At 31.3% G+C, this 25,028-nt stretch carries 20 protein-coding genes; 14 read left to right on the forward strand and 6 right to left on the reverse strand.

Translation table 11 applies throughout. The annotated features are described in order from the left end of the window. The first annotated feature begins 26 nt into the window (after nucleotides 1–26). The 5 genes from RIN63_RS04245 (at nucleotide 27) to RIN63_RS04265 (ending at nucleotide 6,272) form a co-directional block, all read left to right on the forward strand. Nucleotides 27–530, forward strand: a complete 504-nt coding sequence (locus RIN63_RS04245) for an SEC-C metal-binding domain-containing protein (RefSeq protein WP_310443435.1) — start codon at nucleotides 27–29, stop codon at nucleotides 528–530. Nucleotides 531–684: 154 nt separating this feature from the next. Continuing rightward, nucleotides 685–2,373: a phospho-sugar mutase gene (locus RIN63_RS04250; RefSeq protein ID WP_310443436.1), complete on the forward strand. Its 1,689-nt coding sequence runs from the start codon at nucleotides 685–687 to the stop codon at nucleotides 2,371–2,373. Nucleotides 2,374–2,512: 139 nt separating this feature from the next. Beyond that, nucleotides 2,513–3,379 carry a sulfide/dihydroorotate dehydrogenase-like FAD/NAD-binding protein gene (locus RIN63_RS04255; protein WP_310443437.1) on the forward strand — a complete coding sequence of 289 codons (867 nt, stop codon included), beginning with the start codon at nucleotides 2,513–2,515 and terminating at the stop codon, nucleotides 3,377–3,379. Beyond that, entirely contained in the window at nucleotides 3,379–4,761 is a 1,383-nt protein-coding gene (gene gltA, locus RIN63_RS04260; RefSeq protein ID WP_310443438.1) for an NADPH-dependent glutamate synthase, read from the forward strand. Before RIN63_RS04255 ends, gltA begins: the two co-directional genes overlap by 1 nt. A 143-nt stretch (nucleotides 4,762–4,904) precedes the next feature. After that, the gene (locus RIN63_RS04265; RefSeq protein WP_310443439.1) at nucleotides 4,905–6,272 is read left to right on the forward strand and encodes an MATE family efflux transporter; all 1,368 of its coding nucleotides are present in this window, start codon (nucleotides 4,905–4,907) and stop codon (nucleotides 6,270–6,272) included. A gap of 6 nt (nucleotides 6,273–6,278) precedes the next feature. Here RIN63_RS04265 and RIN63_RS04270 read toward each other — a convergent pair whose 3' ends face one another. From RIN63_RS04270 to RIN63_RS04295, 6 genes are all read right to left on the reverse strand, one after another. Continuing rightward, nucleotides 6,279–7,319, reverse strand: a complete 1,041-nt coding sequence (locus tag RIN63_RS04270; protein WP_310443440.1) for an NAD(P)H-dependent oxidoreductase — start codon at nucleotides 7,317–7,319, stop codon at nucleotides 6,279–6,281. Beyond that, entirely contained in the window at nucleotides 7,316–8,566 is a 1,251-nt protein-coding gene (locus tag RIN63_RS04275) for a lactate/malate family dehydrogenase (RefSeq protein WP_310443441.1), read from the reverse strand. The genes RIN63_RS04270 and RIN63_RS04275 overlap by 4 nt, the downstream gene beginning before the upstream one ends. A gap of 13 nt (nucleotides 8,567–8,579) precedes the next feature. After that, nucleotides 8,580–13,397 carry a cytidyltransferase gene (locus tag RIN63_RS04280; RefSeq protein ID WP_310443442.1) on the reverse strand — a complete coding sequence of 1,606 codons (4,818 nt, stop codon included), beginning with the start codon at nucleotides 13,395–13,397 and terminating at the stop codon, nucleotides 8,580–8,582. Continuing rightward, on the reverse strand, nucleotides 13,394–14,263 hold the full coding sequence (gene sdaAA, locus RIN63_RS04285) for an L-serine ammonia-lyase, iron-sulfur-dependent, subunit alpha (RefSeq protein ID WP_310443443.1): 870 nt from the start codon (nucleotides 14,261–14,263) through the stop codon (nucleotides 13,394–13,396). Before sdaAA ends, RIN63_RS04280 begins: the two co-directional genes overlap by 4 nt. A gap of 4 nt (nucleotides 14,264–14,267) precedes the next feature. Continuing rightward, nucleotides 14,268–14,939 (reverse strand): L-serine ammonia-lyase, iron-sulfur-dependent subunit beta, encoded by a 672-nt coding sequence (gene sdaAB / locus RIN63_RS04290; RefSeq protein WP_310443444.1) that lies wholly within the window; start codon nucleotides 14,937–14,939, stop codon nucleotides 14,268–14,270. A gap of 84 nt (nucleotides 14,940–15,023) precedes the next feature. Further along, entirely contained in the window at nucleotides 15,024–15,665 is a 642-nt protein-coding gene (locus RIN63_RS04295) for an undecaprenyl diphosphate synthase family protein (protein WP_310443445.1), read from the reverse strand. 159 nt (nucleotides 15,666–15,824) lie between these two features. Between RIN63_RS04295 and RIN63_RS04300 the strand changes: the two genes are divergently transcribed. The 9 genes from RIN63_RS04300 (at nucleotide 15,825) to RIN63_RS04340 (ending at nucleotide 25,008) form a co-directional block, all read left to right on the forward strand. Continuing rightward, nucleotides 15,825–16,796, forward strand: coding sequence for an MBL fold metallo-hydrolase (locus tag RIN63_RS04300; protein WP_310443446.1), 972 nt, complete (start codon nucleotides 15,825–15,827; stop codon nucleotides 16,794–16,796). Between the two features lie 46 nt (nucleotides 16,797–16,842). Further along, nucleotides 16,843–18,012 carry an iron-containing alcohol dehydrogenase gene (locus RIN63_RS04305; protein ID WP_310443447.1) on the forward strand — a complete coding sequence of 390 codons (1,170 nt, stop codon included), beginning with the start codon at nucleotides 16,843–16,845 and terminating at the stop codon, nucleotides 18,010–18,012. Nucleotides 18,013–18,128: 116 nt separating this feature from the next. Further along, nucleotides 18,129–19,061 (forward strand): PfkB family carbohydrate kinase, encoded by a 933-nt coding sequence (locus RIN63_RS04310; RefSeq protein WP_310443448.1) that lies wholly within the window; start codon nucleotides 18,129–18,131, stop codon nucleotides 19,059–19,061. Nucleotides 19,062–19,167: 106 nt separating this feature from the next. Beyond that, on the forward strand, nucleotides 19,168–20,256 hold the full coding sequence (locus RIN63_RS04315; protein WP_310443449.1) for a DNA repair exonuclease: 1,089 nt from the start codon (nucleotides 19,168–19,170) through the stop codon (nucleotides 20,254–20,256). 1 nt (nucleotide 20,257) lies between these two features. Further along, nucleotides 20,258–22,696 carry an AAA family ATPase gene (locus RIN63_RS04320; RefSeq protein WP_310443450.1) on the forward strand — a complete coding sequence of 813 codons (2,439 nt, stop codon included), beginning with the start codon at nucleotides 20,258–20,260 and terminating at the stop codon, nucleotides 22,694–22,696. Nucleotides 22,697–22,777: 81 nt separating this feature from the next. Next, complete coding sequence (locus RIN63_RS04325; protein ID WP_310443451.1) at nucleotides 22,778–23,461, forward strand: metallophosphoesterase; 684 nt, start codon at nucleotides 22,778–22,780, stop codon at nucleotides 23,459–23,461. A gap of 11 nt (nucleotides 23,462–23,472) precedes the next feature. Next, a complete protein-coding gene (gene nagB, locus RIN63_RS04330) occupies nucleotides 23,473–24,195 on the forward strand; it encodes a glucosamine-6-phosphate deaminase (RefSeq protein ID WP_310443452.1) in 723 nt (240 codons plus the stop codon). Between the two features lie 14 nt (nucleotides 24,196–24,209). After that, nucleotides 24,210–24,752, forward strand: a complete 543-nt coding sequence (locus RIN63_RS04335; RefSeq protein ID WP_310443453.1) for a class IV adenylate cyclase — start codon at nucleotides 24,210–24,212, stop codon at nucleotides 24,750–24,752. A gap of 55 nt (nucleotides 24,753–24,807) precedes the next feature. After that, a complete protein-coding gene (locus RIN63_RS04340) occupies nucleotides 24,808–25,008 on the forward strand; it encodes a hypothetical protein (protein WP_310443454.1) in 201 nt (66 codons plus the stop codon). Nucleotides 25,009–25,028 lie beyond the last annotated feature (20 nt).

Here is a 25,028-nt window from a genome sequence, read left to right on the forward strand (position 1 = left end):
AAATTATATAACAAAGGAGATAAGGTATGAGTCTGTTAGAAACTTGGAGAGAAGAAGCATATGAAATTGAAGGGGAAGAAAATCAAGAGAAGTTTTGGCAAGAATACTTTGATATTGAAAAGAGAATATATAGTGAAATCCTAGATAACCCAGGTGAAGCCATTAAAGGAAAAATGTCTGACTTAGCAAATCATTTTAATACAGACATATTGCATTTTACTGGATTTTTAGATGGCATTAATACAAGCCTTACAGAAGCAATCAATCTAGAAGAAATGGAAGAAAACACTGAATTAAATTTCACTATAGACACTGAAAAACTATATTATAACATGCATGGAGCTAAAGCAGATTGGTTATACAATTTACCACAATGGGATAATATATTAACTGTAGAAAAAAGAAAAGAAATTGAAAAAGAAGAGAGACTTTCGGGAACAGTTATAAAGGGAGAAAAAATAGGTAGAAATGATCCTTGTCCATGTGGAAGTGGCAAAAAATACAAAAAATGTTGTGGAGCAAACAATTAATTTAAATAAAGAGAGATTACAGGACATGGAAATCATCATTAGATGTTTCTATGTCCTTAATATTTATTTTAACCTTATCTAGCTATGGACAAATGGGTAAATAACTAATAAAATGGTATCAATAGATAAAGAATATTTAAATTGGGGTGAATTTATGAATTATAAAGATAAGTATAATCTTTGGTTGGAAAGCGAATATTTTGATGCTGATACTAAACTAGAGCTTAGTAGTATCACAGATGAAAAAGAGATAGAGGATAGATTTCATACTAACCTATCCTTTGGTACAGCTGGATTAAGAGGTAAGATTGGTGCTGGAACAAATAGGATGAATAGATATACTGTATCCTTGGCTACACAAGGATTAGCACAGACCATCGTGAAAAAGGGGCAAGATGCCATGAATAAGGGTGTGGCTATTGCTTACGATGTAAGACATTATTCAGATAAATTTGCTGAGATTGCTGCTAGAGTTTTAGCAGCTAATGGAATAAAGGTCTATCTTTTTGATGGGATAAGGCCAACACCTCTATTATCATATACAGTTAGAAAATTGAAAACCATTTCAGGAATAGTAGTCACTGCTAGCCACAATCCACGAGATTATAATGGGTACAAGGTTTATTGGCAAGAAGGTTCACAGATATTAGATGAAATAGCAGATGAAATATTAGGTGAAATTGACTCTATTAAAGATTATTCAGAAATAAAGCTCATGGATTTAGATGAATCTATAGATAAAGGATTTATCCAATATATAGGTAAAGAAATTGATGAGGCGTATGATAAAGAACTTCTGAACTTATCTCTAAATGACAACATAGATAAAAACATAAAGATAATTTATACTCCATTAAATGGTACTGGTAATATTCCTGTAAGAAGGATATTAAAAGAAAGAGGATTTACTAATGTAATTGTAGTAGCTGAACAAGAAAACCCAGATGGAGATTTTACTACTGTAGGTTATCCAAATCCTGAAGATATAAAAGCCTTTGATTATGCTAAAAGATTAGGAGAAAAGGAAAATGCAGATATTATCATAGCTACTGATCCAGACTGTGACAGAGTTGCAATGATGGTGAAGGATGCTAATGGAGAATTTAGCTTTATAAATGGAAATCAAACAGGTGCTTTGCTTGTAAATTATATATTATCCCAAAGACAAAGAATAGGGGACATACCCACTAATGGAGCAATAGTGAAGTCCATAGTAACAGGAGACTTAAGTAAAGCTATAGCTAAAAAACACAAAGTAGAAACTATAGAAACTTTAACTGGATTTAAACATATTTGTGGGAAGGCAAATGAATTTCAAATTACCAAAGAGCATACCTTTATTTTTGGATATGAGGAAAGCATAGGATATGTCTATGGCACTATAGTTAGAGACAAAGATGGAGTAAATACATCTATGTTTATAGCTGAGATGGCTGCTTTCTATAAGAGAGAAGGAAAAACATTAATAGATGTATTAGAAGATCTCTACAAAGAACATGGATATTATAAAGAAAAGTTAATTTCTATAGTATTAGAAGGGCTAGACGGGAGTAAGAGAATTGGAAATATAATGGAAGACCTTAGAAGGAGCCCTATTAAATCCTTAGGTCAAATGAATTTACTAAATACTGTAGACTATTTACTTGATGAAACAGGAAATCCAATATCAAATGTATTAAAATACTATTTAGACGATGGATCTTGGTATGCCATAAGGCCATCGGGAACTGAGCCTAAGATAAAATTATATATTTATACTAAGGATAAAAATAATAAAATAGCTACTGAAAAAATAGAAATTATTGAAACAGAAGTAATAAACAGAATCAATTCTGTTAAATAAATATCCATGACAATTAATTGTCATTAAAGGTTGAATTAAATATTTTGTTATGTTAGAATTTTAGTGATGTTAATGTATATTATTTTCTATATGGTACCAATTAACTAAATAATTATTTTATTATAAGGAGGAAATGCAATTGTATAAAATTGTTGAAAAACAAATCCTGGCTCCAAATATTTTTTCAATGGATATTTTGGCACCAAGAGTAGCTAATTCTGCAAAACCTGGGCAATTTGTTATTGTAATTGCTGACGAAACAGGAGAAAGAGTACCTCTAACAATCTGTGATTATGATAAGGAAAAAGGAACGGTACAAATAGTTGTTCAATCCATGGGTAGTTCTACAAAAAAACTTGCTAAACTAGAAGAAGGTGAATATGTAAAGGATTTTGTTGGACCTTTAGGAATGCCTTCAGAATTTGTTGAAGAAGATTTAGAAGAGTTAAAGAAAAAAAGAATACTATTTGTAGCTGGTGGAGTTGGTACAGCACCTGTATATCCTCAAGTTAAATGGTTAAAAGAGCATGGTGTTGATGCAGATGTTATTATAGGTGCAAAAAATAAGGATTTAGTTATCTTAGAAGAAAAGCTAAAATCAGCTTCTGGCAATCTATATGTTTGTACAGATGATGGTTCCTATGGATTCCACGGAATGGTTACTAAGTATATAGAAGAATTAGTAAACAACCAAGGAAAAGAATATGATGTATGTATTGCCATTGGACCTATGATAATGATGAAATTCGTTGCATTAACTACAAAAACTTTAAATATCCCTACAGTAGTATCTCTTAATCCTATAATGGTTGATGGGACAGGCATGTGTGGAGCATGTAGAGTTACAGTAGGTGGAGAAACTAAATTTGCTTGTGTACATGGTCCAGAGTTTGATGGTCATATAGTTGATTTTGATGAAGCTCTAAAGAGACAAACACAATATAAGCCTGAAGAAGCAAAAAAAGATGAAGCTTATGAATGCAAAATAGAGGAGGGAAGTAACTAATGGATAGATTCACTAGAACTCCTATTGCGGAGCAAGATCCACAAGTAAGAAATCATAATTTTGAAGAAGTATGTCTTGGTTATACTGAAGAAGAAGCTGTTATGGAAGCAAAGAGATGTTTACAATGTAAAAACCCTCTTTGTAGACCAGGATGTCCAGTATCTATAGATATACCAGGATTTATTAAACATATAGCAGAAGGTAATTTTGGAGAAGCAGCACAAGTTTTAGCAGAATATTCAGCGCTTCCAGCTGTTTGTGGTAGAGTATGTCCACAAGAAAGTCAATGTGAAAAAACTTGTATCTTAGGAAACAAGGGAGATGCAGTTGCAATAGGTAAATTGGAAAGATTTGCAGCTGACTGGGCTAGAGAAAATAATGTTGAAGTTGGAAAAACTAAACCTAGCAATGGTCATAAAGTAGCTATTATTGGTTCAGGTCCTGCTGGAGTTACATGTGCAGGAGAATTAGCTAAGGAAGGCTATGATGTAACTATTTTTGAAGCTTTACATGAACCAGGTGGAGTATTGGTTTATGGTATTCCAGAGTTCAGACTTCCAAAAGAAAAAGTAGTAAAGCATGAGATAAATAACCTGAAAAAACTAGGAGTAAAAATTGAAACTAATGTTATAGTAGGTAGGACTATAACTGTAGATGAAATATTTGAAGAAGGTTACGAAGCTATATTCATAGGTTCAGGAGCTGGACTTCCTAAGTTTATGAATATTCCAGGAGAAAACCTTAATGGTGTATTCTCTGCTAATGAATTTTTAACTAGAAACAATCTAATGAAAGCTTTCAAACAAGAATATGAAACACCTATTAAAGTTGGTAAAAAAGTTGCTGTAGTGGGTGGTGGAAACGTAGCTATGGATGCTGCAAGAACTGCTAAAAGACTTGGAGCAGAAGTATATGTAGTTTATAGAAGAACAGAAGCTGAACTACCGGCAAGGGTAGAAGAAGTTCACCACGCAAAAGAAGAAGGAATTATTTTTGAACTACTTACAAATCCAATTGAAGTAATTGGAGATGGAAACGGTTGGGTAAAAGGTCTTAAATGTGTAAGAATGGAATTAGGTGAGCCAGATGCATCAGGTAGAAGAAGACCTAGAGAAATAGCAGGATCAGAATTTGAGTTTGAAGTAGATACTGTTATTATGTCACTAGGTACATCACCAAATCCACTAATTTCATCAACTACTGATGGATTGGATGTAAATAATCATCTATGTATAGTGGCTGATGAAAATGGACAAACTTCAAGAGAAGGCGTATTTGCTGGTGGAGATGCAGTAACAGGTGCAGCTACAGTAATATTAGCTATGGGTGCAGGTAAAGATGCAGCTAAAGCTATGGATAAATATATAAAAGCAAAAAACTAATAAAAATAAATATTATAAATATAAAATAAACTCTCCTTTGGGGAGTTTATTTTATAGAAGATTTATGATATAATATTTAGAGTGCCGAATTAATTTTCAAGATATTAGGCAAAATAATTAATGAAAGTCAAGGTGGAATCAAAATGGAATCTAGTCTCAACAAAAAGCATCTAAAATCCGAAATAGTTAAGATAGCTAGCCCTGTATTTATAGAACTTCTAATGGGTACTCTCTTTGGTATGATAGATATGATGATGCTTGGTAGATCAGGAGATGCTGCTACGACTGCTGCATCTATTGCTGCAGTAGGGGTAACTAACCAATTAGTGTTTATAGGACTATCTTTGGTGCAATCTCTTAATATTGGAGCCACAACTATGGTAGCAAGGTACATAGGAGCAAAACGAGAAGATAGGATTGAATCCGTAGTTAAACATGTTACCATATTGACTCAGATACTTTTAGTAATACCTATATTGTATATAGGATTGGGAATGACAAACTCTGCTATGAAGTTTTTTGGTGCCCATAAAGATACTATACTAATAGGTAGTGGTTACTTTAGAGTAGTTGCCATGGGATTTGTTTTTCAAGCTTTTAATTTCTCAATGTTTGCTTCATTAAGAGGTTCAGGTGATACTAAGACACCTATGAAAATCAATATTACAGCCAACTTATTAAATGTTGTTGGTAATGCTGTTCTGATATATGGTCTATTTGGTTTTCCTGCATTAGGTGTATTAGGAGCAGGAATATCCACATCATTATCTCAAGTAGTAGCAAGTATTTTATTACTTAGGGTTGTATTAGATGAAAAAAACTTAGTTCATATAAAGTTAAAAAAGAAATTTAAGTTTGATAAAGATATTATCTACAATTTAGTTAAGATTGGATTACCAGCTTCACTAGAGCAAATTGCAATGAGAGCAGGCTTACTTATATTTACAAAGATAATTGCTTCATTGGGTACTATAGCCTATGCAACACATCAGATTTGTATTAGTATACTTAGTCTTTCATTTACACCAGGACAAGCCTTTGGAATATCTGCATCTACTTTGACTGGACGAAGTTTAGGTGAAGAAGAACCTGATAAAGCAGAAGCCTATATTAAAATGTGTATGAAAATAGGTTCTCTGATTGCAACGGGTATGGCGGTTATGTTTTTCTTCTTTGGATCTTTTATAGCATCCCTATATACAAACAATAAAGAAGTAGTAGCCCAAGCGGGAGGAGTACTAAAGCTAATAGCATTTATTCAACCATTTCAATGTTCACAGCTGATTATTTCAGGTGGATTAAGAGGAGCAGGAGATACGGTATGGACTCTTATATCTACTTTTATAGGAATTTTAGTAATTAGGTTAATATTTGCATATATTTTTGTAATAAAGATGGGTATGGGACTTCAAGGAGCATGGCTTTCTATATTAATAGATCAAGGTATTAGATGGATATTTATTTCAATTAGATTTAGAACCAACAAATGGAAATATGTGACTATAAGATAAGCAGCCTCAATTGAGGCTGCTTATCTTATCAGCAAACTCCTTTGCCAATATTTCTATATCTGCTACATTTTTTATAGCTCCCTTATCATTAGCAGTTGCCATAAGTGAAAAATAGGGTGGGAGCATGAAGGTCTTATTGATATTTAAGCTAGATATTAATTGTTTACCTATTGCATCTCCACCGGAATATCCTGATACGATAATTGAGAATATACTCTTATGAAAAAACTTAGTTTGTCTAAATAAAGCAGTAAGTCTATTTATTGTTGCAACTAAATTGGCATTTACCATATCATTGTAGTTTGGACAAATAAATAAAATAGAATCAGATTCAAGTATTGCTGGATAGACTTCATCAACAACAATTCCACCATAGAAACACCTAGATTGCATACCTAAATGCTTGCAAGTTTTATATGGGCAACCTCTGCAATCCAATATATTTCCATTCCCTACATTAATCTCATTTATTTCAATTCCTTGTAAGTGAATTTTCACCATATCCCATAGCATTAATGTATTGGATGTTTCTCTATTACTTGAATGTAAAACAAGTAGCTTTTTAACCCCAATATTATTATTGTTTTCTAAAAACCTATTACCTAGTTCCTTACATAAATGTAGGCATATTTCCTCTAATGGCATATTATATATATTTTCCACTGCTACAAAGCTATCAAGATTAGCTGTTGCCTCCACAAGTGGTCTACCTATGAAGCTGCATCCTAGGCTGTTTGAAAGGAATATAATAGACTGAGCTGTAGTTTTTGTAAATAATAAATAATTACTATGGATTAATATAGCTCCCTCAGAATTGAGTAAAGAATCATTTCCTCTTTTATAGAGTTCTAGAAAAATATCATTTAAGTTATTTGATGTGCCTATTTCATTTAATTCCACTACAAATAATATCTTCTTGTTTTGCAGATTCCCCAATTCATTATATGATCTTATTATAGTATGTTTTTCATTACCTAAGGTATTAGACATCATCCTAGACAATAAATCGCTAGGTTTCTCAGGCATTATAACTATGATCTCCTTCATATTATCGCCGCCAATTTATTATAGGTATCTTTAATCTTATTTTCCAAAGCTTCAGGTAAATTTAACTGTTCTACTTCAATTCCAGAAGGCAAAAGTCTACATTTAGATCCCATATATACTTCATTCATAAAAGTAGATCCATAGAACCAATCCCCCCTAATAGTGGCAATAAGGGATAAAGCACCAGAAGAAAGAGAGGGAGCAACAAATGGTTTATATCCAAATCCTCTTACTTCTTTATTTGCATTTATGGTTTTATCAGTTAAATAATTTGATATTTCTTGATTATAATTTTCTATACTATTAGCTACAATAAGCCCTTCTCCATGGGGACCGAATACTCTACCTTCATTAAGATAGTGGATCATTTCTTCATTCTGCTCTGCATAGAAGCAGGCTCTACCATTCATTACCCCAAGACCATATCCAATAATTTGATTTGCAGCTAGACCATTAAAATCCATATTCCCCTTATTATCCTTGTTGCTTTCTAGAAATGCTACCTTGCATAATAGATCTACAGGGTCTGATACAACAGCAAATATACCTTCAAACTTCTTATCTCTAGCCATTTGAGCATAACTAGAGATAATCTTTGAATTTGACTCAAACTGAGCCATTCTAACATCTGAAATGCTACTACCTACAGGAGGTATACCCTTAGATGCACAAAAGACAAATATATCGCAATCAAATAAATCCTTTTCGTCAATTGCTTTCACAGGAGTAAAGGCCCTTTCATCAAAGGGACGCCTTATTTGATTTAACTCATATTCCCATCTTTTAATTCTGTTTATATTCCTATCATATATACCTATATCACTGATGCAATCTTCTCCAAGTAGTCTCAATCCTATGAGTAAAGTACTACCAACATCGCCTAAGGCAACTAAATTGAGCCTCCATTTTTTCTTATGCTTTTTATTTAATATGTTTTTCCAGTTAGGATAATTGGTATTGATTGAGACTGTTTCTCTATTATGAATTTTATTTTCCATCCATTGAGGAATATTATGGTCTGGCATTTCATTACCTGAATTTAATAGATTTAAACCTTCCTCAGCTAAAAACAAATGGGAAATAGAAGATACAGAGAATGATTCCCTAGAATTTAATGGAGGCAGCTGGTTTAAGAAATAAATTAATTTACTCTCGTCCTTTATTTCCTCCTCAGATACATTTACGAATTCATCATAGTGAAATCTGGAAAATAAATACTTGTCATCTAGTTTGTAATAGTTAAACATTTTAATATCTCCTTTATCTTCTTATGATATTTTCTAGCCTATTAAGGTATTCTAAATCATTCTCAATAGCAGCAGAAGGCCTCATATTATTATAAGCAATATTTTTGCTCATATCTGGATGTCTTGGAGAAATAATTACTTCTCCTAAGCCTTTAATATTTAAGTTCTTCTCGTTTATTGACTGATACAGTTCTTCTAAGGCTTTAAATAAAGTGAATGTATTTTTTAAACAGGTTTCTGATAGATTGTATAGTGCATCATTTGTAGTATTTTTTATAAATCTAGGAGAAACATAAGGGAGAATCATATTGATACTAGGTATAGAAATAGAACCTAATTCATTGTTCTCAACCATATCACCGCCTATATATGGATATAGACTACTTTCATTAAACCAAAGATTTAGATTTGGAACAAAATATGCTGAATCAATGTCAAGGTTTTTTGTCTGTCCGATTTCTTTTCCACGACCAGAAAGAATACCTACTATGACTTTTTTTATTTCTACACCTGCATTTTTCAATATTGGTTCAATTACATTTATCCTATAACCCTTATTGAGCAAGTCATCAACCAATATTACAGGTCTGTTGAAAGACTTCAAGACCTTTGCTTGATCTTCTAGAGATAAATAAAATGGGTATGAGCCTATAGTAAAATCTTTAATATTTGTTTTAAATATTTTTTCAGTATGGAGAGTCTTTGTGACGGTATTTGGTATTATGCTATTATTCAATATTGAACCAAAGGGGACACACATATTTAATCCAAGCTCTCTTACACTAGGTTGGAAAATACTTACATCATTTGAATCACATATTTTTTGTATTAATTTGCTATATATCATATCTCTATTGAAGGTAAGTATCAACTGACCAGGGTAAAGTTTAGTTAATGATTTCTTTAGCAAATTTCTTGTACTTCTAATTTTTTTAGTTATCTTTGGGTCAATATCATAAGGTGATTTTAACATATTTTCTAAATCCAGATTAAGAGTAATAGGATTATTCATATCTACTATTAAAATTCGATTATAATTGTATTGATGATCAGTTCTCAAAAATCCCTGCAACAAAAAATGTTCTTCAATTTTAGGATTTTTTTCCTTCAGTAAAGCATTACTATACATAGAAAAATTATAATCTTTAACAACAGACAGTGCTAAGGTTTCGTTGATTACAATTTCAATTAACTCTTCGTCATTGTTTAATGCGCATATTCCAGAAATAAGCATTATTCTGCCTTTTGCATTTCTCCTCAAATAATCGGTTATAGAAGTATCTTGAAATTCATCATATAATCTAGAACGGTGTATTCCATAATAACTAGAAAAACCTAAAATAGCCTTAGATTTAGAATCTCGAACTAAAAGCAATCTATGATTTGGTTTTTTTTCAAGGGCTTTTAGATGATCCAAGTGTATTGTATGTCCATAATTATGATGAAGCTCATCTAATATATTTTCATCAATATTTTTTAGTGTTTCAACCTCTATAGTCTTAGTTTCCAATAAAGTCTTATACTGCGGTTCCCTTAGGTATAGTCCATAGTTGTATATAAAAGATTGAGCTAGTGGATCTATAAATTTGGATATGTCTCTATTTAAATCAATATTTTGTCTTATTTGTGTTGAACTAATATCCTCATATTGAGGTGGTAGGGAAAGTCTTACAACTCCACCATGTATATTGGCAATACTGGATTCTAACTTTGCCTCATCATCATCTTTAGAAATACTTGATTTCCTATCAAAGACTATATGAGGAAAATCTAGTATTGGGCTATTGTTCTTATATGCAGATGCATTTATTAAAACATCAGAGCCTACTACAATAAAAACTTTTTGATCAGGAAATAAGCCCTTTAATTTATCTAAATCAGAAGGGTTGCTAATATTTATAGGAATATTATTGGGGAAAAGATGTATATCCATTTCATCAGCTATACTCATATTTATTATATCTCTTCTAAAAGCATGGGGCTCAGTTCTCTTAGACCAAGAAAATTCATCTACTGCCAAATATACTTGAAAGTCCAGATTTCTTATTTCAGTAGCTATTTCCTTATGACTTAAAGAAAAAGGATCAAAACTACCAGGGAAGAAGGCAATGTTTTCATCAGTATTTACCAGTGTATGACCATAGTGGAATTCATATTCAGAAATAAATTTATATATATGGTTTAAGGATGAAGCATTGTTATAGAATAAAAATTCATCTTCTTCATTATAATCCAAGAATGTCAAAAGCTTTTTACATATAGTATTTAGTATCTTATATTTTTCATCGAAACTAAGAATATTAGAAGTAAATAGAGCAGAACTCATTATTCTAAGGGACTCATTTTTAACATCTACATTATAGGAAGCCATAGCAATGAATAATAGTCCAAGAAGCTTATTAAGTCTTTTAGCATGGACAGTTTGATCTTCATCAAATCTAATTTTATATGCTTCATAATTTTCAATTGAGATAACGATTGTATTTAGTAGCAAGAATATTACATTAGTACTTGAAACCTTTATTTTGCTTTCAAAATCATCTATTATTTCATCAAGCTCCCTAGGGCGCAAATACAGTATCAATTGACCAAAGTATTTTGGTATATACTTGGTAAATTGATAGGATTCCATTTCCAACGCTCGAAGCAGCTCAATAGCTACATCATTTCTTTCATTAAGGGAGAGTAATGGAAAAATATTTACAAGGGTAATACCACTGTAATTTCTCACCCTTTCTATTGCTGATACTTTTAGGATATTACATAGATGCATAGCAACATGGAAGCCTTTGCTTGATGGATTTTCAACTACTTGGTCATATAGCATATCGATATTTATTTTCTTAATAACCCATTCAGTAGCAGTCTTGAGATTTTGTAAAAAAATTTCAGAGGTTTCATTTTCTCTATAATTTTTATCTAATATATCTTGGTATTCTGGAGATATATTTATTTTCTTACCGATTATATATTTTAGGTAGTTCTCTGTTAATACAGATGATTTCTCAAGGTTCTCAACAATCCAATTTCTAATTGAAGCAATAAACATTATATCATTAGTTTTTACTAGTATCTGAGAAATACTATCTAAAGTAGTAAGCCTGATTTCCATATCATTAGAATCTAATTGCATAATGGTATAGGTAAATAATTTAATCAATCTATTTTCATCTAAGCTTTTAATAGGAATATAATCAATTGTTTGACATAGATAGAACTGTCCTATATCAGAGAGATTAGTATATTCATCAAAGTACTTTGACAATACATCAAAATACATTTTATGAAGGGATATATGAGACTCTCTAAATAAAGACTTAAATAGAGTCTTTAAATTATAAAGCCACTCACCTTGAGAATCGGCTACCTTGTGGCTAGGATGTAATAATTTATATAAAAATTCATCCAATAAATCCGCAGATGAAATATTAGAGTTATGAAATTTTATCGATGGTGGCAATTCCTTTCTATACTCTTCATCATATAATGAAATCAATCTACCAATTAACTCAGCAGATTCCTTGCGAATGTCCTCTCCCTTATGGAGAAGTAAATCAGATAGAAAATGAAGAGTTGTAATTTTTTGTTTCTGAGTTAGATAAGTTGAGTACTCATGGAAAATTTGAAGATAGAGCTTAAGCCTTCTCCAATTAGTTTCTCCTCTTGCTGTTTCAATTATATAATTAAAGGAAACATTATCTGTTAGCTTGGACATCAAAATAATATTGTGTTCAATTGATTTGTACTTTATATTTTCCATAACTTCGTTTTTATCCATCAACTCAAAGGGTTTATGGGTTGATGGAATTAAATTATGTTCTAGAGTAGTATCTACTCCTAATGAGATAATATAATCCTCAAAATCTCTTAGCTTTTTATATACCTTTTTGTACCTATTTTCTTTAGCTTCATCTACATTATCAAGTTTATTTAATATTACATCAAAGGATTCTTTTAATGGAAACATATGCATAGTATAAATATTATTTTCAACAAAATTTTTAACCCTAAAATCAGCATATATAAGTATCAAAGATTCTAGGGGTAAAGTCTCTAATTCTAAATCCCATGTAGAGTGATTAGTTGCAATATGTCCTATCTTATTGATTTTGAATTTTTTAAACCATTCTTCAGTATAATAATAATGGTAATAAGGAACTTTGGATTTATCCTTATCTAAGACTCCATATTTACCAATGTCATGTCCAAGACTAGCACCTACAACAACACCTAAATCAACAGGAAGTCCTAACTCATATAATTGTCTAGCGATATACATACTAAGATAATTTACACCTATTACATGATCCAAAGTATTGTGTCCGGTGATTGCCATATCTAAATTCATTAATTCATATATATAATAATCAATAAATGCAGATTTGAAGCTATAGTACTCCTGTGATATATTAAGGTTAAGTTCTTCCTCAACAGTTAAGAAGGATATTGGATATTTTTGTATAAATTTATCATCATTAAATTGATTATCCAACACTAGAAACTTACCATATGAATTTAGAAAAAACTTATACAATGTATTTAAATTCATATCAAATTCATTACTTCCCTTATTAGGGAAAGATTTATTAATGACCCAGTTATATATTGAATTTAACCATTCTTGTGAAGTTTGGGATTTGGACTTGTTGAGATACTCTATAAATAAGTCTAATAAAGAAAAGACAGAAAAGTTTCTGTCTTTTATAATTTTGTCTAAATGATTTTGAAACTTCTCATTTTCTATATATTCAAGAAGAGTTTCTCTATATTCTAATAAGTAACATTTAGATATTTCATCTTTAAAAAAACCATTGAAGTCATTTTTTATCAATGTTGTAGCCTCCTTCGGATTTCCTCCCCAGTGGCAGTAGTAGCGACTCCTCCTAAAGCAGTTTCTCTCAAAGCCTCAGGCATCATTTTCCCTACTCTATACATAGCATCAACTACTTCATCAAAAGGAACTAAGGATTTTACCCCTGCAAGTGCCAAATCAGCAGAGATAAGTGCATTTACTACACCTGATGCATTTCGAAGAGCGCAAGGATATTCTACTAAGCCTCCGATAGGATCGCATACAAGACCCATTATATTCACTAAGGAGAAAGCTGCGGCAGCGAAAGAAGCCTCAGGGTTTCCACCTGCCATTTCTACAATAGCAGCTGCAGCCATGGCAGCAGCAGTTCCACATTCCGCCTGACATCCGCCTTCTGCTCCAGAGACAGTTGCATTTTTTGCTACAATTTCTCCAATACCTGCAGCTGCAAAAAGTCCCATTAGAAGCTGTTCATCTGTTAAATTCAATTTCTCTTGTGCAGATAATAAGGCACTAGGTACAATACCAGATGCGCCAGCAGTAGGAGCTGCAACTATTCTTCCCATAGACGCATTAATCTCAGAAGTAGATAGAGCTTTAGCCATGGCTGATATTATCAAAGTCCCTGTTAATGTTTTACCTGAGTTCTTATACTCTTCAACCTTTTTTGAGTCTCCACCAGTTAATCCACTTACTGAAATAATTTCTCTATTTAAAGCAGAAGTAGCTGAATTTTTCATAACATCTAGAGTTTCTTTCATTCGTTCTATTAATTCATCATATGAAATATCAGAATTAGCCAACTCTTTTTCAATAACTATTTCTGATATTTTCTTGTTGTTTTCATTACATAGTTTTAGTAGTTCTTCAGCTTTGTTAAACATTTTATCACCTCTTAATAGGATTTATCCCTTTGATGTATAGTATTTCTTCTAGTTTATCCATTTCTTTAATTATATCCTCACTTATTTCAGAATCAGTTTCTACTACCATAGTAGCAATATTACTTTCTCGAATTACTTTCATAGTCGCAATATTAATTTCATTAAAAGAAAGGATAGAGCTTATTCGCGATATAATTCCTTTTTGGTCAATATATTTTATGAGCATAGTAGGGTAATCACCACTAAATTCAACTTTATTACCATTAATATCTGTAATTAGAATACTTCCGCCACCAATAGAAGAACCAGTAATGTAAATATCTTCGCCATCTTCAAACCTGAAAACTATTTTGACGGTATTAGGGTGTTCATATCCTAGATCAGCTTCAATAAACTCAAATTCAATGTTTTTAGACTTAGCTATTTCAAAAGAATTTCTAAGGTCTTCATCTGATGGTTCCATACCAAGTATACCTGCTACTAAGGCCTTGTCAGTACCATGTCCTTCATAAGTTTTGCCAAAAGAGCCATGTAAGTAAAAGATAACTTTATTAAAATTATCAGTAGCAACGATTTGCTTTGCAATTTTTCCTAAACGAGCAGCGCCAGCAGTATGTGAGCTTGAAGGGCCTATCATAATTGGACCAAGTATATCAAAAACACCATATTCATTCATCTTTTTTCTCCTTTCTATATATTAATTTTGAGCCTATTAATTCTATCATTTTATACCCATGTTTTCAATAATCAAGCAAGATTTCTAGCCTCCTAGAGTAATATCTTGCTCATTATACCATTCTAAAGCTTTATAGAAGTGTTCGGGAGAAAATTCAGGCCAATAATCTTCAATTATATAAAAATCGGAGTAGACGGATTGTAAGGGCAAAAATCCACTAAGTCTTCTTCTACCTCCCCATCTAATTATCAAATCCACCCTAGATATATCACGAGATTTTATGGCATCAAATTGATTTAATTTATTCTCTCTACTTAATTCATCTTTTAAATCCCATTCCCAACCATAATTAACTAAAAAATTAACCTTTATTCCACCAGTACCAAATCTTTGTCTTCTAAGGGCAAAGGGGATGAGTTCCTTAGGGAACATTTCAGACTCTGTATTACCTAGTACTAATAAATCAGCATTTTCTTGGGAAAGCAATTTAACAGCATCAATACAAGCCTTTGTAAATGCTAATCTCTGAAACTTAGGCCTCTTAGTATTATCTACAGTAAATCCATAATAAGTTATTTCTTTAATTCCTACTTTCTCACACAGTTTAAACAACTCTAATCCAGGGTTTAGTCCTGCAACATAGCCTTTTTCCTTTGTCATACCATTATCTACAGCCCAACGCCTATTTCCATCAGGAATTACACCTATATGTCTTGGAATTCTCATAAAAATACCTCCTAAATTTTGTTAATTTTAGTATTCCATTATAATAGAGAAAAATGCATAATTAAAAAAATATAGGATTTAGTTCAAGATAGAATTAATTTGACAATACTTGGATTAATAAATATCATATAGTTAAGATATAAAAATGAGGTGGATAATTTGATAACTAAGGTATATGAAGATATATATATGATAGAAGTAGTATTGCCAGAGAATCCTTTAAAAGCTTTAAATTCTTATGTTATAAAAGGCAAAGACAAATCCTTGATAATCGATACTGGATTTAATAGGAAAGAAAGTGTAGACGCTCTTTTTGGGGGTTTGGAGGAACTAGGTATTGATATAAAAGATACTGAATTATTCATTACCCATTTACATTCAGACCATTCTGGCATGGCATCAATATTCATGGAAGCAGGAGTCAACATATATGCAAGTGAAATAGATGGAAGAATGATCAATGAAATGTCTGGGATAGAGTACTGGGAGAACTTTGAAGGATATAAGATATTATTTGACTTAGAGAGAGATGGTGTTACTTTTTCAGAGCATCCAGGATATAAATATTGCCCAAAGGAAATAATAGATTTTACCTATGTAAAGGAAGGTAAGGGTATACAAGTTGGTAACTATTTTTTTGAAGTAGTGGATATCCCTGGCCATACTCCTGGACATATAGGATTGTATGAAAGAGACCACAAGATTTTCTTTGGTGGGGATCATATATTAGATAGAATTACACCTAACATTGCTTTCTGGGGTTTTGAGGAAAATATTTTAGCTACTTATTTTAATAGTTTAGGCAAGATATATGCTTATGACATAGATTATTTATTTTCTGCCCATAGAAATATAATTAAGGATCATAATAGGCGGATTAGTGAATTACTATCCCATCATAAGGAAAGACTTAATGAAATAATTGAGATATTAAAATTAGGAGAATCTACAGTAAGAGATGTAGCGGCAAAAATGAAATGGAGTATAAGAGCCAAGGATTGGGAAGATTTCCCTACTTCACAAAAATGGTTTGCAGCAGGTGAGGCTATGTCCCATCTAGAACATCTATACTGCATTGGGAAACTTGAAAAAGATTTAAGAGAAGGAAAGCTATATTATAAATTGAAATAGCTTTATTTGGGTATGAATAATGAGAAAAGAGAAGGGAGATGATTAAATGCTTAATTTTAATTACAATATTCCAACAAAAGTTTTCTTTGGAGAAGGTAAAATAAATTTTTTAGCAAAACAAATAAAAAAATATGGTTCTAGGGTACTCCTGACTTATGGCGGTGGAAGTATTAAAAAAACTGGAATCTACGACAAAGTAGTTCAAATATTAAAGGAAAATGATATACCTTATTTTGAACTATCTGGAATTGAACCTAATCCAAAGGTTGAATCAGTAGTTGAAGGTGTTAGAATATGTAGAGAAAATAATATTGATTTCATTCTAGCAGTAGGTGGAGGAAGTACAATAGATTGTTCTAAAGCAATATCTGCAGCCTATTATTATGAAGGAGATCCCTGGGATTTAGTTCTTGGTAAATCAAAGATAACTAATACATTGCCTATTGGAACTATATTAACTATTGCAGCCACAGGTTCAGAGATGAATGCAGGTGCTGTTATATCTAATCCGAAAACTAACCAAAAATATGGTTTCGGGCATCCTGGTTTTTTTCCTAAGTTTTCAATACTAGATCCAACTTACACATATTCATTGCCAAAATATCAAACTGCCTCAGGGGTAGCGGATATTATGAGTCATACCTTTGAAGAATATTTCAGTAATGTAAAAGGTGCATATTTGCAAGATAGATTAGCAGAAGGAGTTTTGAAGACTTGCATAAAATATGGTCCTATTGCTATAAACAATCCTGAGAATTACGAGGCCAGAGCAAACATAATGTGGGCATCTTCATTAGGCCTTAATGGACTATTAGGATATGGAAAAGACTCCAACTGGACAGTGCATCCATTGGAGCATGAACTTTCTGCATATTATGATATTACCCATGGAATAGGTTTAGCTATATTAACTCCTCACTGGATGGAACATGTATTAGATGAAAACAATCTATGGAAATTTGTGGAATATGGTGTCAATGTATGGGATATAGACCCTAGTCTTGCTCATATGGACATTGCTAAACTTGCTATTGAAAAAACCAGTGAGTTCTTAAAGTATTTAGGTATTCCAATGACTCTTAGAGAAGTTGGTATTGGAGAAGAAAAATTAGAGACCATGGCAGCAGATGTAATAGAATATATGGAAGGACCAGTAGGAAATTTTAAAGCATTAAATTATGAAGATATTTTAAGTATCTTTAAAAAATCATTGTAGCTAGTATGAGGGCAAGGGCTGGTTCGTAAACCAGCCTACATAATCATTTTATTATTTTTAGCGTAAATTGTACACTATTAATTGCTAATTGCTAATTGCTAAATGGGGGGAGATATATGATATTAACTATTGATTTGAATCCAGCTATTGATAGGAAATATACTTTAGATAGGATTTGTATTGGAAAAGATACAGCCCTTAAATCTTCAGTCTACAGCCCAGGAGGAAATGGGATAGTATCTTCTGCCTTATTAGATACATTTAATGAGGACTCTTTTATTACTGGCTTTCTTGGAGGAATCAATGGAGAGTATTATCACAGGTCTTTAGTAGAAATAGGAATTATGCATGAGTTTGTGCCTATTAAGGATGAGACTAGAGCCAATATTAAGATATTGGATCAAGAGGACAATTTAACTTCATTTTCAGAAGAAGGTCCAAGGGTTAGTAGGGAAGAGATAGTAAAGTTCTATGAGCTATATAGTAGGCTAATGTCAGATGCAAATATTGTTTGCGGAGTAGGAAGCGTACCTATGGGAGTACCAAAGGATATTTATTTTGATTTTGTTTCTTTAGCCAATAAAAACAAGAAGAAGTTTATTTTAAATGTTAAGGGAGATAGTTTAGCCTCTGGCATTGATGCTTCTCCATATATGGTGATTTTAAAGCAAAGAGAACTTGAAGACTTGATGAAATTGAGTCTAAGTTTTGAGAATGAAGTCATTAAAGCTGGTAGATATCTTCTTGATAAAGGAGTACCATATATAGTTATTGACCTTGAGAAGAAAGGGAGTATTGTACTAGGCCAAGATAAAGGTTTCAGAATCGAGGTTCCATATTTAAGCAATGCAATTAATATAACTGATAATAGTGGAATGTCAGCAGGACTTGCCCTAGGTATTTCTAGAAATTATGATATGGAAATGACTTTAAGGCTAGGACAAGCCTTTAGCATAGCTCCGTATTTAAACCATAATATTATGAAGATTGAGATGAGTGATGTAAAAAGGATAATGAGTGAAATAGAGATATTTCCTATAAACTATTGATTAGACAACCAATCATTATTTGATTGGTTGTTTTTATTAATTTGGTAAAGGTTTTAACTTCATTCTATGATATAATTTTATTAGTATTATCGGGAGGGGGATAATTTTGATTAAATTTGTTCATACTGGAGATTTGCATCTGGGGCTAAAATTTAATAATGTTTCTTTTCAAGGGGATAAGGCTTCAGAGAGAAGAAGAGAATTGTGGTCTACCTTTGAAAGAATAGTTGATTACGCTAAAGATGAAAAAGCCGATTTTTTATTAATTGCTGGTGATTTATTTGAGGAATCCTACTTTACAATAGGGGATATAAATAGAATAAGAGATGTATTTAAAAATGCAGAGGATGTTAATATAATTATTTCTGCAGGCAATCATGATTTTATAGGAAAAAATTCATTATATAATAGGGTTCAATGGACTGATAATGTGACTATATTTAATGGAGAGGGAATACAGCAAAAGGAGTTCAAAGAATTAAATACAGTAATATATGGATATAGTTGGGATATGGTTGAAATTCGTGAAAATAATTTACTTAATGGATTGAATAATAAAGTGGATAAAGAAAAAAACAATATATTAGTAATCCATGGCGATGTAAGTAATAATTCGTCCTATCTTCCCCTAAATATTCAAGACTTAAATAGTCTAAATATGGATTATATAGCTTTAGGTCATATCCATAAGCCACAGATTATATCTAATAAAATTGCTTATTGTGGTTGTCCAGAGCCACTAGACTTTGGAGAAACAGGTGAGAGAGGCATTATTAAAGTAAGTATAGATAATAAAAAACTTGAGTTTGAGTTATTTCCTTTTAGTAAGAGGAAGTTTCTTGAAATAGAAGTAGAAATAGATGAAAGTATGGGATATGTGGATATAGTCCAAAAGTTAAAAAATATTAATATAGGAAATAAGAGTATGGATTTTTATAGAATAAATCTAAAGGGTTTTATTCAAAGGAATATTGTAATAGAAGATTTACATAAGGATATAGAGAGTGAATTTTATCATATAGAGCTAGTAGATAAGACTATTTGGGACTATGATTTGCAACTATTGGAAGAAGATAATAGGGATAATATAATAGGACAATTCATATCCTCCATGAAGGAAAAGGGATTGGATAATCCTATGATAAAGGATGCTTTATACTTTGGGCTTGAAGCACTATTAAAGGAGAGAGAATAGCATGATTCTTAAGGAACTAAATTTAATAGGCTTTGGAAAATTTAAGAATAAAGATATTCAATTCAAAGATGGCATAAACCTTATCTATGGAGAGAATGAATCAGGGAAATCAACCTTACATAGCTTTATTGATGGTATGTTCTATGGTTTTCTAAAGCCAAATGCTAAATCCACTATTTATTCTGAGGAACATGATAAGTATAATCCTTGGGATAAAAGCAAGTATGCAGGTATTATTAGATTTGAATACAATGGAAAGACTTATAGAATTGAAAGGACCTTTTCCAAAGGATCGGAAAGTACCATAGTGTTAGATGAAAATACTGGGTCAGATATTACTAAAAATATAGATGTAGGCACTGGAAAGATATTACAACCAGGAATTCACTTTTTTGGCTTTAATTCTAGAATATTTTCTAATACCATTTCTATTAAACAGCTAGCTACTAAGACAGAGGATAAGCTAGCCAATGAAGTCACAGAAAAGCTAGTCAATGTAGCTACTACACTAGATGATAGTATTTCTGTAGATAATGCCATATCTCACTTAAAAGTAAAAATGGGAGAAATAGGTACAGATAAAGCTCCGACAAAGCCTTATGCAAGAAATTTAAAGGATATAGAAGTTTTACAGGAAGAGAAAAGGAAGATACTAGAAGAAAAAAACGGCTATGAAGATTATTTAGAAAAAGAGAGTATATTAAAGGATAATCTTTTATTAGAAGAGGAAAATTTACTTAGATTAAGAGAAGAACTTGCTAAAGCTGAAACCCTAGAAAGGGCAAAAAAGCTTGAAGAAGCAAAAATATTAACAGATGAGATAGGTAATTTAGAGACTAAAGTAGAAAAACTATCTATATATTCAAATATATCTATGGAGCAATATAAAGAATCCATCAAATTAAGTAATTCTATTGATTTTATAGAGAAAGATATAGCTGAACTTAAATCTGAATTATATAATATAGAAGAAGACTTAAAATCTAGAGATCTAGCATTTGGAGAGAATAGGCAAGATAATGAGATAGAAGAAATCAGCAATGATTATAGCAAATATGAGGAACTAGAAGAGGAAAAAAATTCAATATCATATAATAAAGAAGATCACAAACTAGAGTTTTTAAAAAGGGATTACAAGGATTATAAAAGTAAAGTATCAAAGCATAAACTTTTTCAGTTTGCTTTAATCATATTGTCAATTATAGTAGCAGCTATAGGAATAGTATCAAATTACTATATTATATTTGCTATAATTGTTGGATTTATGCCTATGTTTGGATATTCTGCTTATAGGGCAAATGCAATTAAATCCAGTATTGAGGATATAAATACACAAATAAATAATATCCAGACTAAAGAAACAGAAAGGTTAAACAAGATTAATAGTATTGAAAAACTTCAAGATTCTCTATTGAATAAAAACAAGGTTCAAAGCAAAATGGAGTTTAAAAGATTATTAGAGAGTATTAAATTCGATGCTATTAGAAGAAAAAATAATAAGGAGTTATATAATTCATTAATCCTTAAGAAAAATTCTTTAAGTGAAAAGATTACTAGTGACGAATTTAATAAAGAAGAGAATTTAAAATTGTTAGACCACATATTTGAAGAAAATAAAGTACAGGATATAAATGAATTTAGCTATGCTTTAGATAAAAGAGCTTTAAGAGAAAAATATATTGGAGAATTAGAAAGTAAAGAAGAAATTCTTAGATCTGTCTTGGGAGGAGTCTCAATAAAAGGACTAATGGCTGAAATAGGTGAATTTAATTTTGATAGAATAAATATATCTGAAATTATGGACAAAAACCAAGCAAAGTATAAAATTGAGAGAGCAAATGAAAATATTACAGATTTGAAAATTTCACTAAAGGGAGTAGAAGAGAACCTTAATATCCTAAGTAAAAACATAGAGAGATTAGCAGCAATTGAGGAAGAGCTAGATAGAAAAGCTGCTTATAAAGAAGAGTTAGAGAATAAATATAATGCTCTTGATATTGCTGCCCAGACTATAGAAGAATTATCTAAGGATATCCATAGTCAGTTTGCTCCAGATATAAATAGAAAGGTTAGCAATATTATTCACCAGATTACTAATGGGAAATATACAAATGTTAAGATTAGTGAGTCATTAGGTATTAGTGTGGAAAATCCTATTACAAAAGAAATAATCCCACTAAATTCTTTAAGTGGTGGGACCATAGACCAACTATACTTTTCCCTAAGATTTGGTATAATAAATTCAATGGTGGAAAATAATTTTCCCTTGATTTTGGACGATTGTTTTATTCAATATGATGATATAAGGCTAAGAAATATAATGAAATTTTTAGATACCATTGGAAATGAAAGGCAGGTTATTTTATTTTCCTGCCATAATCGTGAGAGAAAACTATTAGATGATTTAGCTATGGATTTCAATTATATAGACTTAACTTAAAGTAGTACATTAACTAAAAATATGTTGAAAACACTAGATTTTATCTTAATGTTCATCAACAAGATTAACTGAGGTGATGTTTTGATATTCGCTATTGGAGATTTGCATTTTGATAATACTGGAGAAAAACCAATGGATATCTTTGGTGATAAATGGTTAGCTCATGAGGATAATATAATTAATAACTGGAAGTCTATTGTAGGCCATGATGATTTAGTCCTAATAGCAGGAGATATTTCTTGGGCATTGAAGCTAGAAGATGCCTATGAGGATTTACTAAAAATAGAAAAGTTACCAGGAAAAAAGATAATGATTAAGGGAAATCATGATTATTGGTGGAATAGCTTAAAAAAAATAAATGATCTTGGATTTAAAACTATAGATTTTATTCAAAATAATTGTTTTATATATGATGATATAGCAATAGTAGGCACTAGAGGATGGTCGTCAATTGATTTTGATGACTCAAATGCTCAGGATCATAAGATATTTATCAGAGAAATCAATAGGCTAAAACTATCTTTAGAATGTATCAAGGATAAAGTCAACAAAAAAATAGTAATGTTACATTACCCACCATTTAATATTGATTTTACTCCAAATGAATTTGTAAATATAATGAAAGAATATAATGTTGATATTTGCTTATATGGACATTTACACTCTGAAGGACATAAATACGCAGTTGAAGGATTGATTGAAGGAATTGAATTCCACTGTATATCAAGTGATTTTATTGATTTTATTCCAAAAAAAATATTATAGGGAGTGAAGAGATGAAGGTATTAGTAAAGAGAAATTATGAAGAAGTAAGTAAAGTTGCAGGAGAAATATTTATTGAAGCTATAAAAAACAAGCCTAATATAGTGCTAGGATTAGCCACAGGAAGTACACCTATGGGATTGTATAAGGAAATAATTAGGGCTCACCAGGAAGGACTTGATTTTTCTAAAGTTAAGACCTTTAATTTAGATGAATATGTGGGATTATCTCAAGATCACCCTAGTAGCTATGGATATTTCATGAATGATGAACTTTTTAAATATATTAATATAGTTAAAAGTAACACTCATGTACCAGATGGGAAGGCTGAAAACCTAGAGGATTATTGTAGAAAATATGATGAAATGATAATAGATGCTGGTGGAATAGATATTCAAGTATTGGGAATAGGCGAGAATGGTCATATTGCTTTTAATGAGCCAGCAGAGGCTTTGTCCCCAGGTACTAATATTGCAAGATTAACGGAAAATACCATAGAAGTAAACTCTAGGTTTTTTGATTCCATGGATGAAGTGCCTAAGACTGCCATTACAATGGGCATGGGCAGTATATTAAAAGCAAAGAAGATTGTGCTTTTAGCAAGTGGAAAGAGAAAGGCTCCAGTAATAAAAAGATTACTTAATGAAAATAAGGTAACTACTCAGCTGCCAGTATCATTTTTACACCTTCATCCAGATGTGACTATTATAGTTGATGAAGAAGCTTATAATGGTTAGTGGAGGAGATGAATATGAGAGAGCTTGAAGTAAAGATTTTGAATGTAGATTTAGAGGAGATGGAATCAAAATTAATAGCTTTAGATGCTACATTAATTAGCAGAGAAAGGCAAGTAAATACATTAATTGATTCTGAAGATGGTTTTATAGAGAATAATTTAGATAGTTATTTGAGAATCAGAGAGACTAAATCCTACTTAAACAATGACATTAAGTATACATTAACTATGAAGAAGAATATCAATAGAGAAGGTTTAAGAGAAAATATTGAAAGCAATGTAGATATCTCAGATAAGGATACTATGTTATCTATTCTAGAAGATTTAGGATATGTTGTAGTACAAGAAGGATTTAAAGAAAGAACTTCTTACACTTTAGGAAATGTAAGATTTGATTTAGATAGATGGGATGAAAACACATATCCTTACCCTTATATGGAGATTGAGGTTAATGATGAAGATGAACTTAAAGAAATGATTAAGCTACTAGATATTCCTAAAGAAAATATTTCTACTAAATCCATTGTAGAACTTAGAAGAGAAGCAAAGCTTATGTAACCAAAACCTCCCCATTAGAATAAGATATATTAATCTAATGCAAGGAGGTTTTTACATGTTAAATAATTTATTTGGTGGCGACGACAATAATATGATATTGATCATTATCTTAATCTTTTTATTGTTAAGCGGAGGGGATATTTTCGGAGGCAAATGCAAAGACAGAGACAGAGACAGATGTGATGACGGAATATTTGGAGGAGACAACATAATCTTGATAATTGTACTATTATTCTTAATAGGCGATATTTTCTAAAAAAACAGCAGAAATTCTGC

The sequence above is a fragment of the Tissierella sp. genome (assembly GCF_031460495.1).
Classification (GTDB): Bacteria; Bacillota; Clostridia; order Tissierellales; family Tissierellaceae; genus JAVKTS01.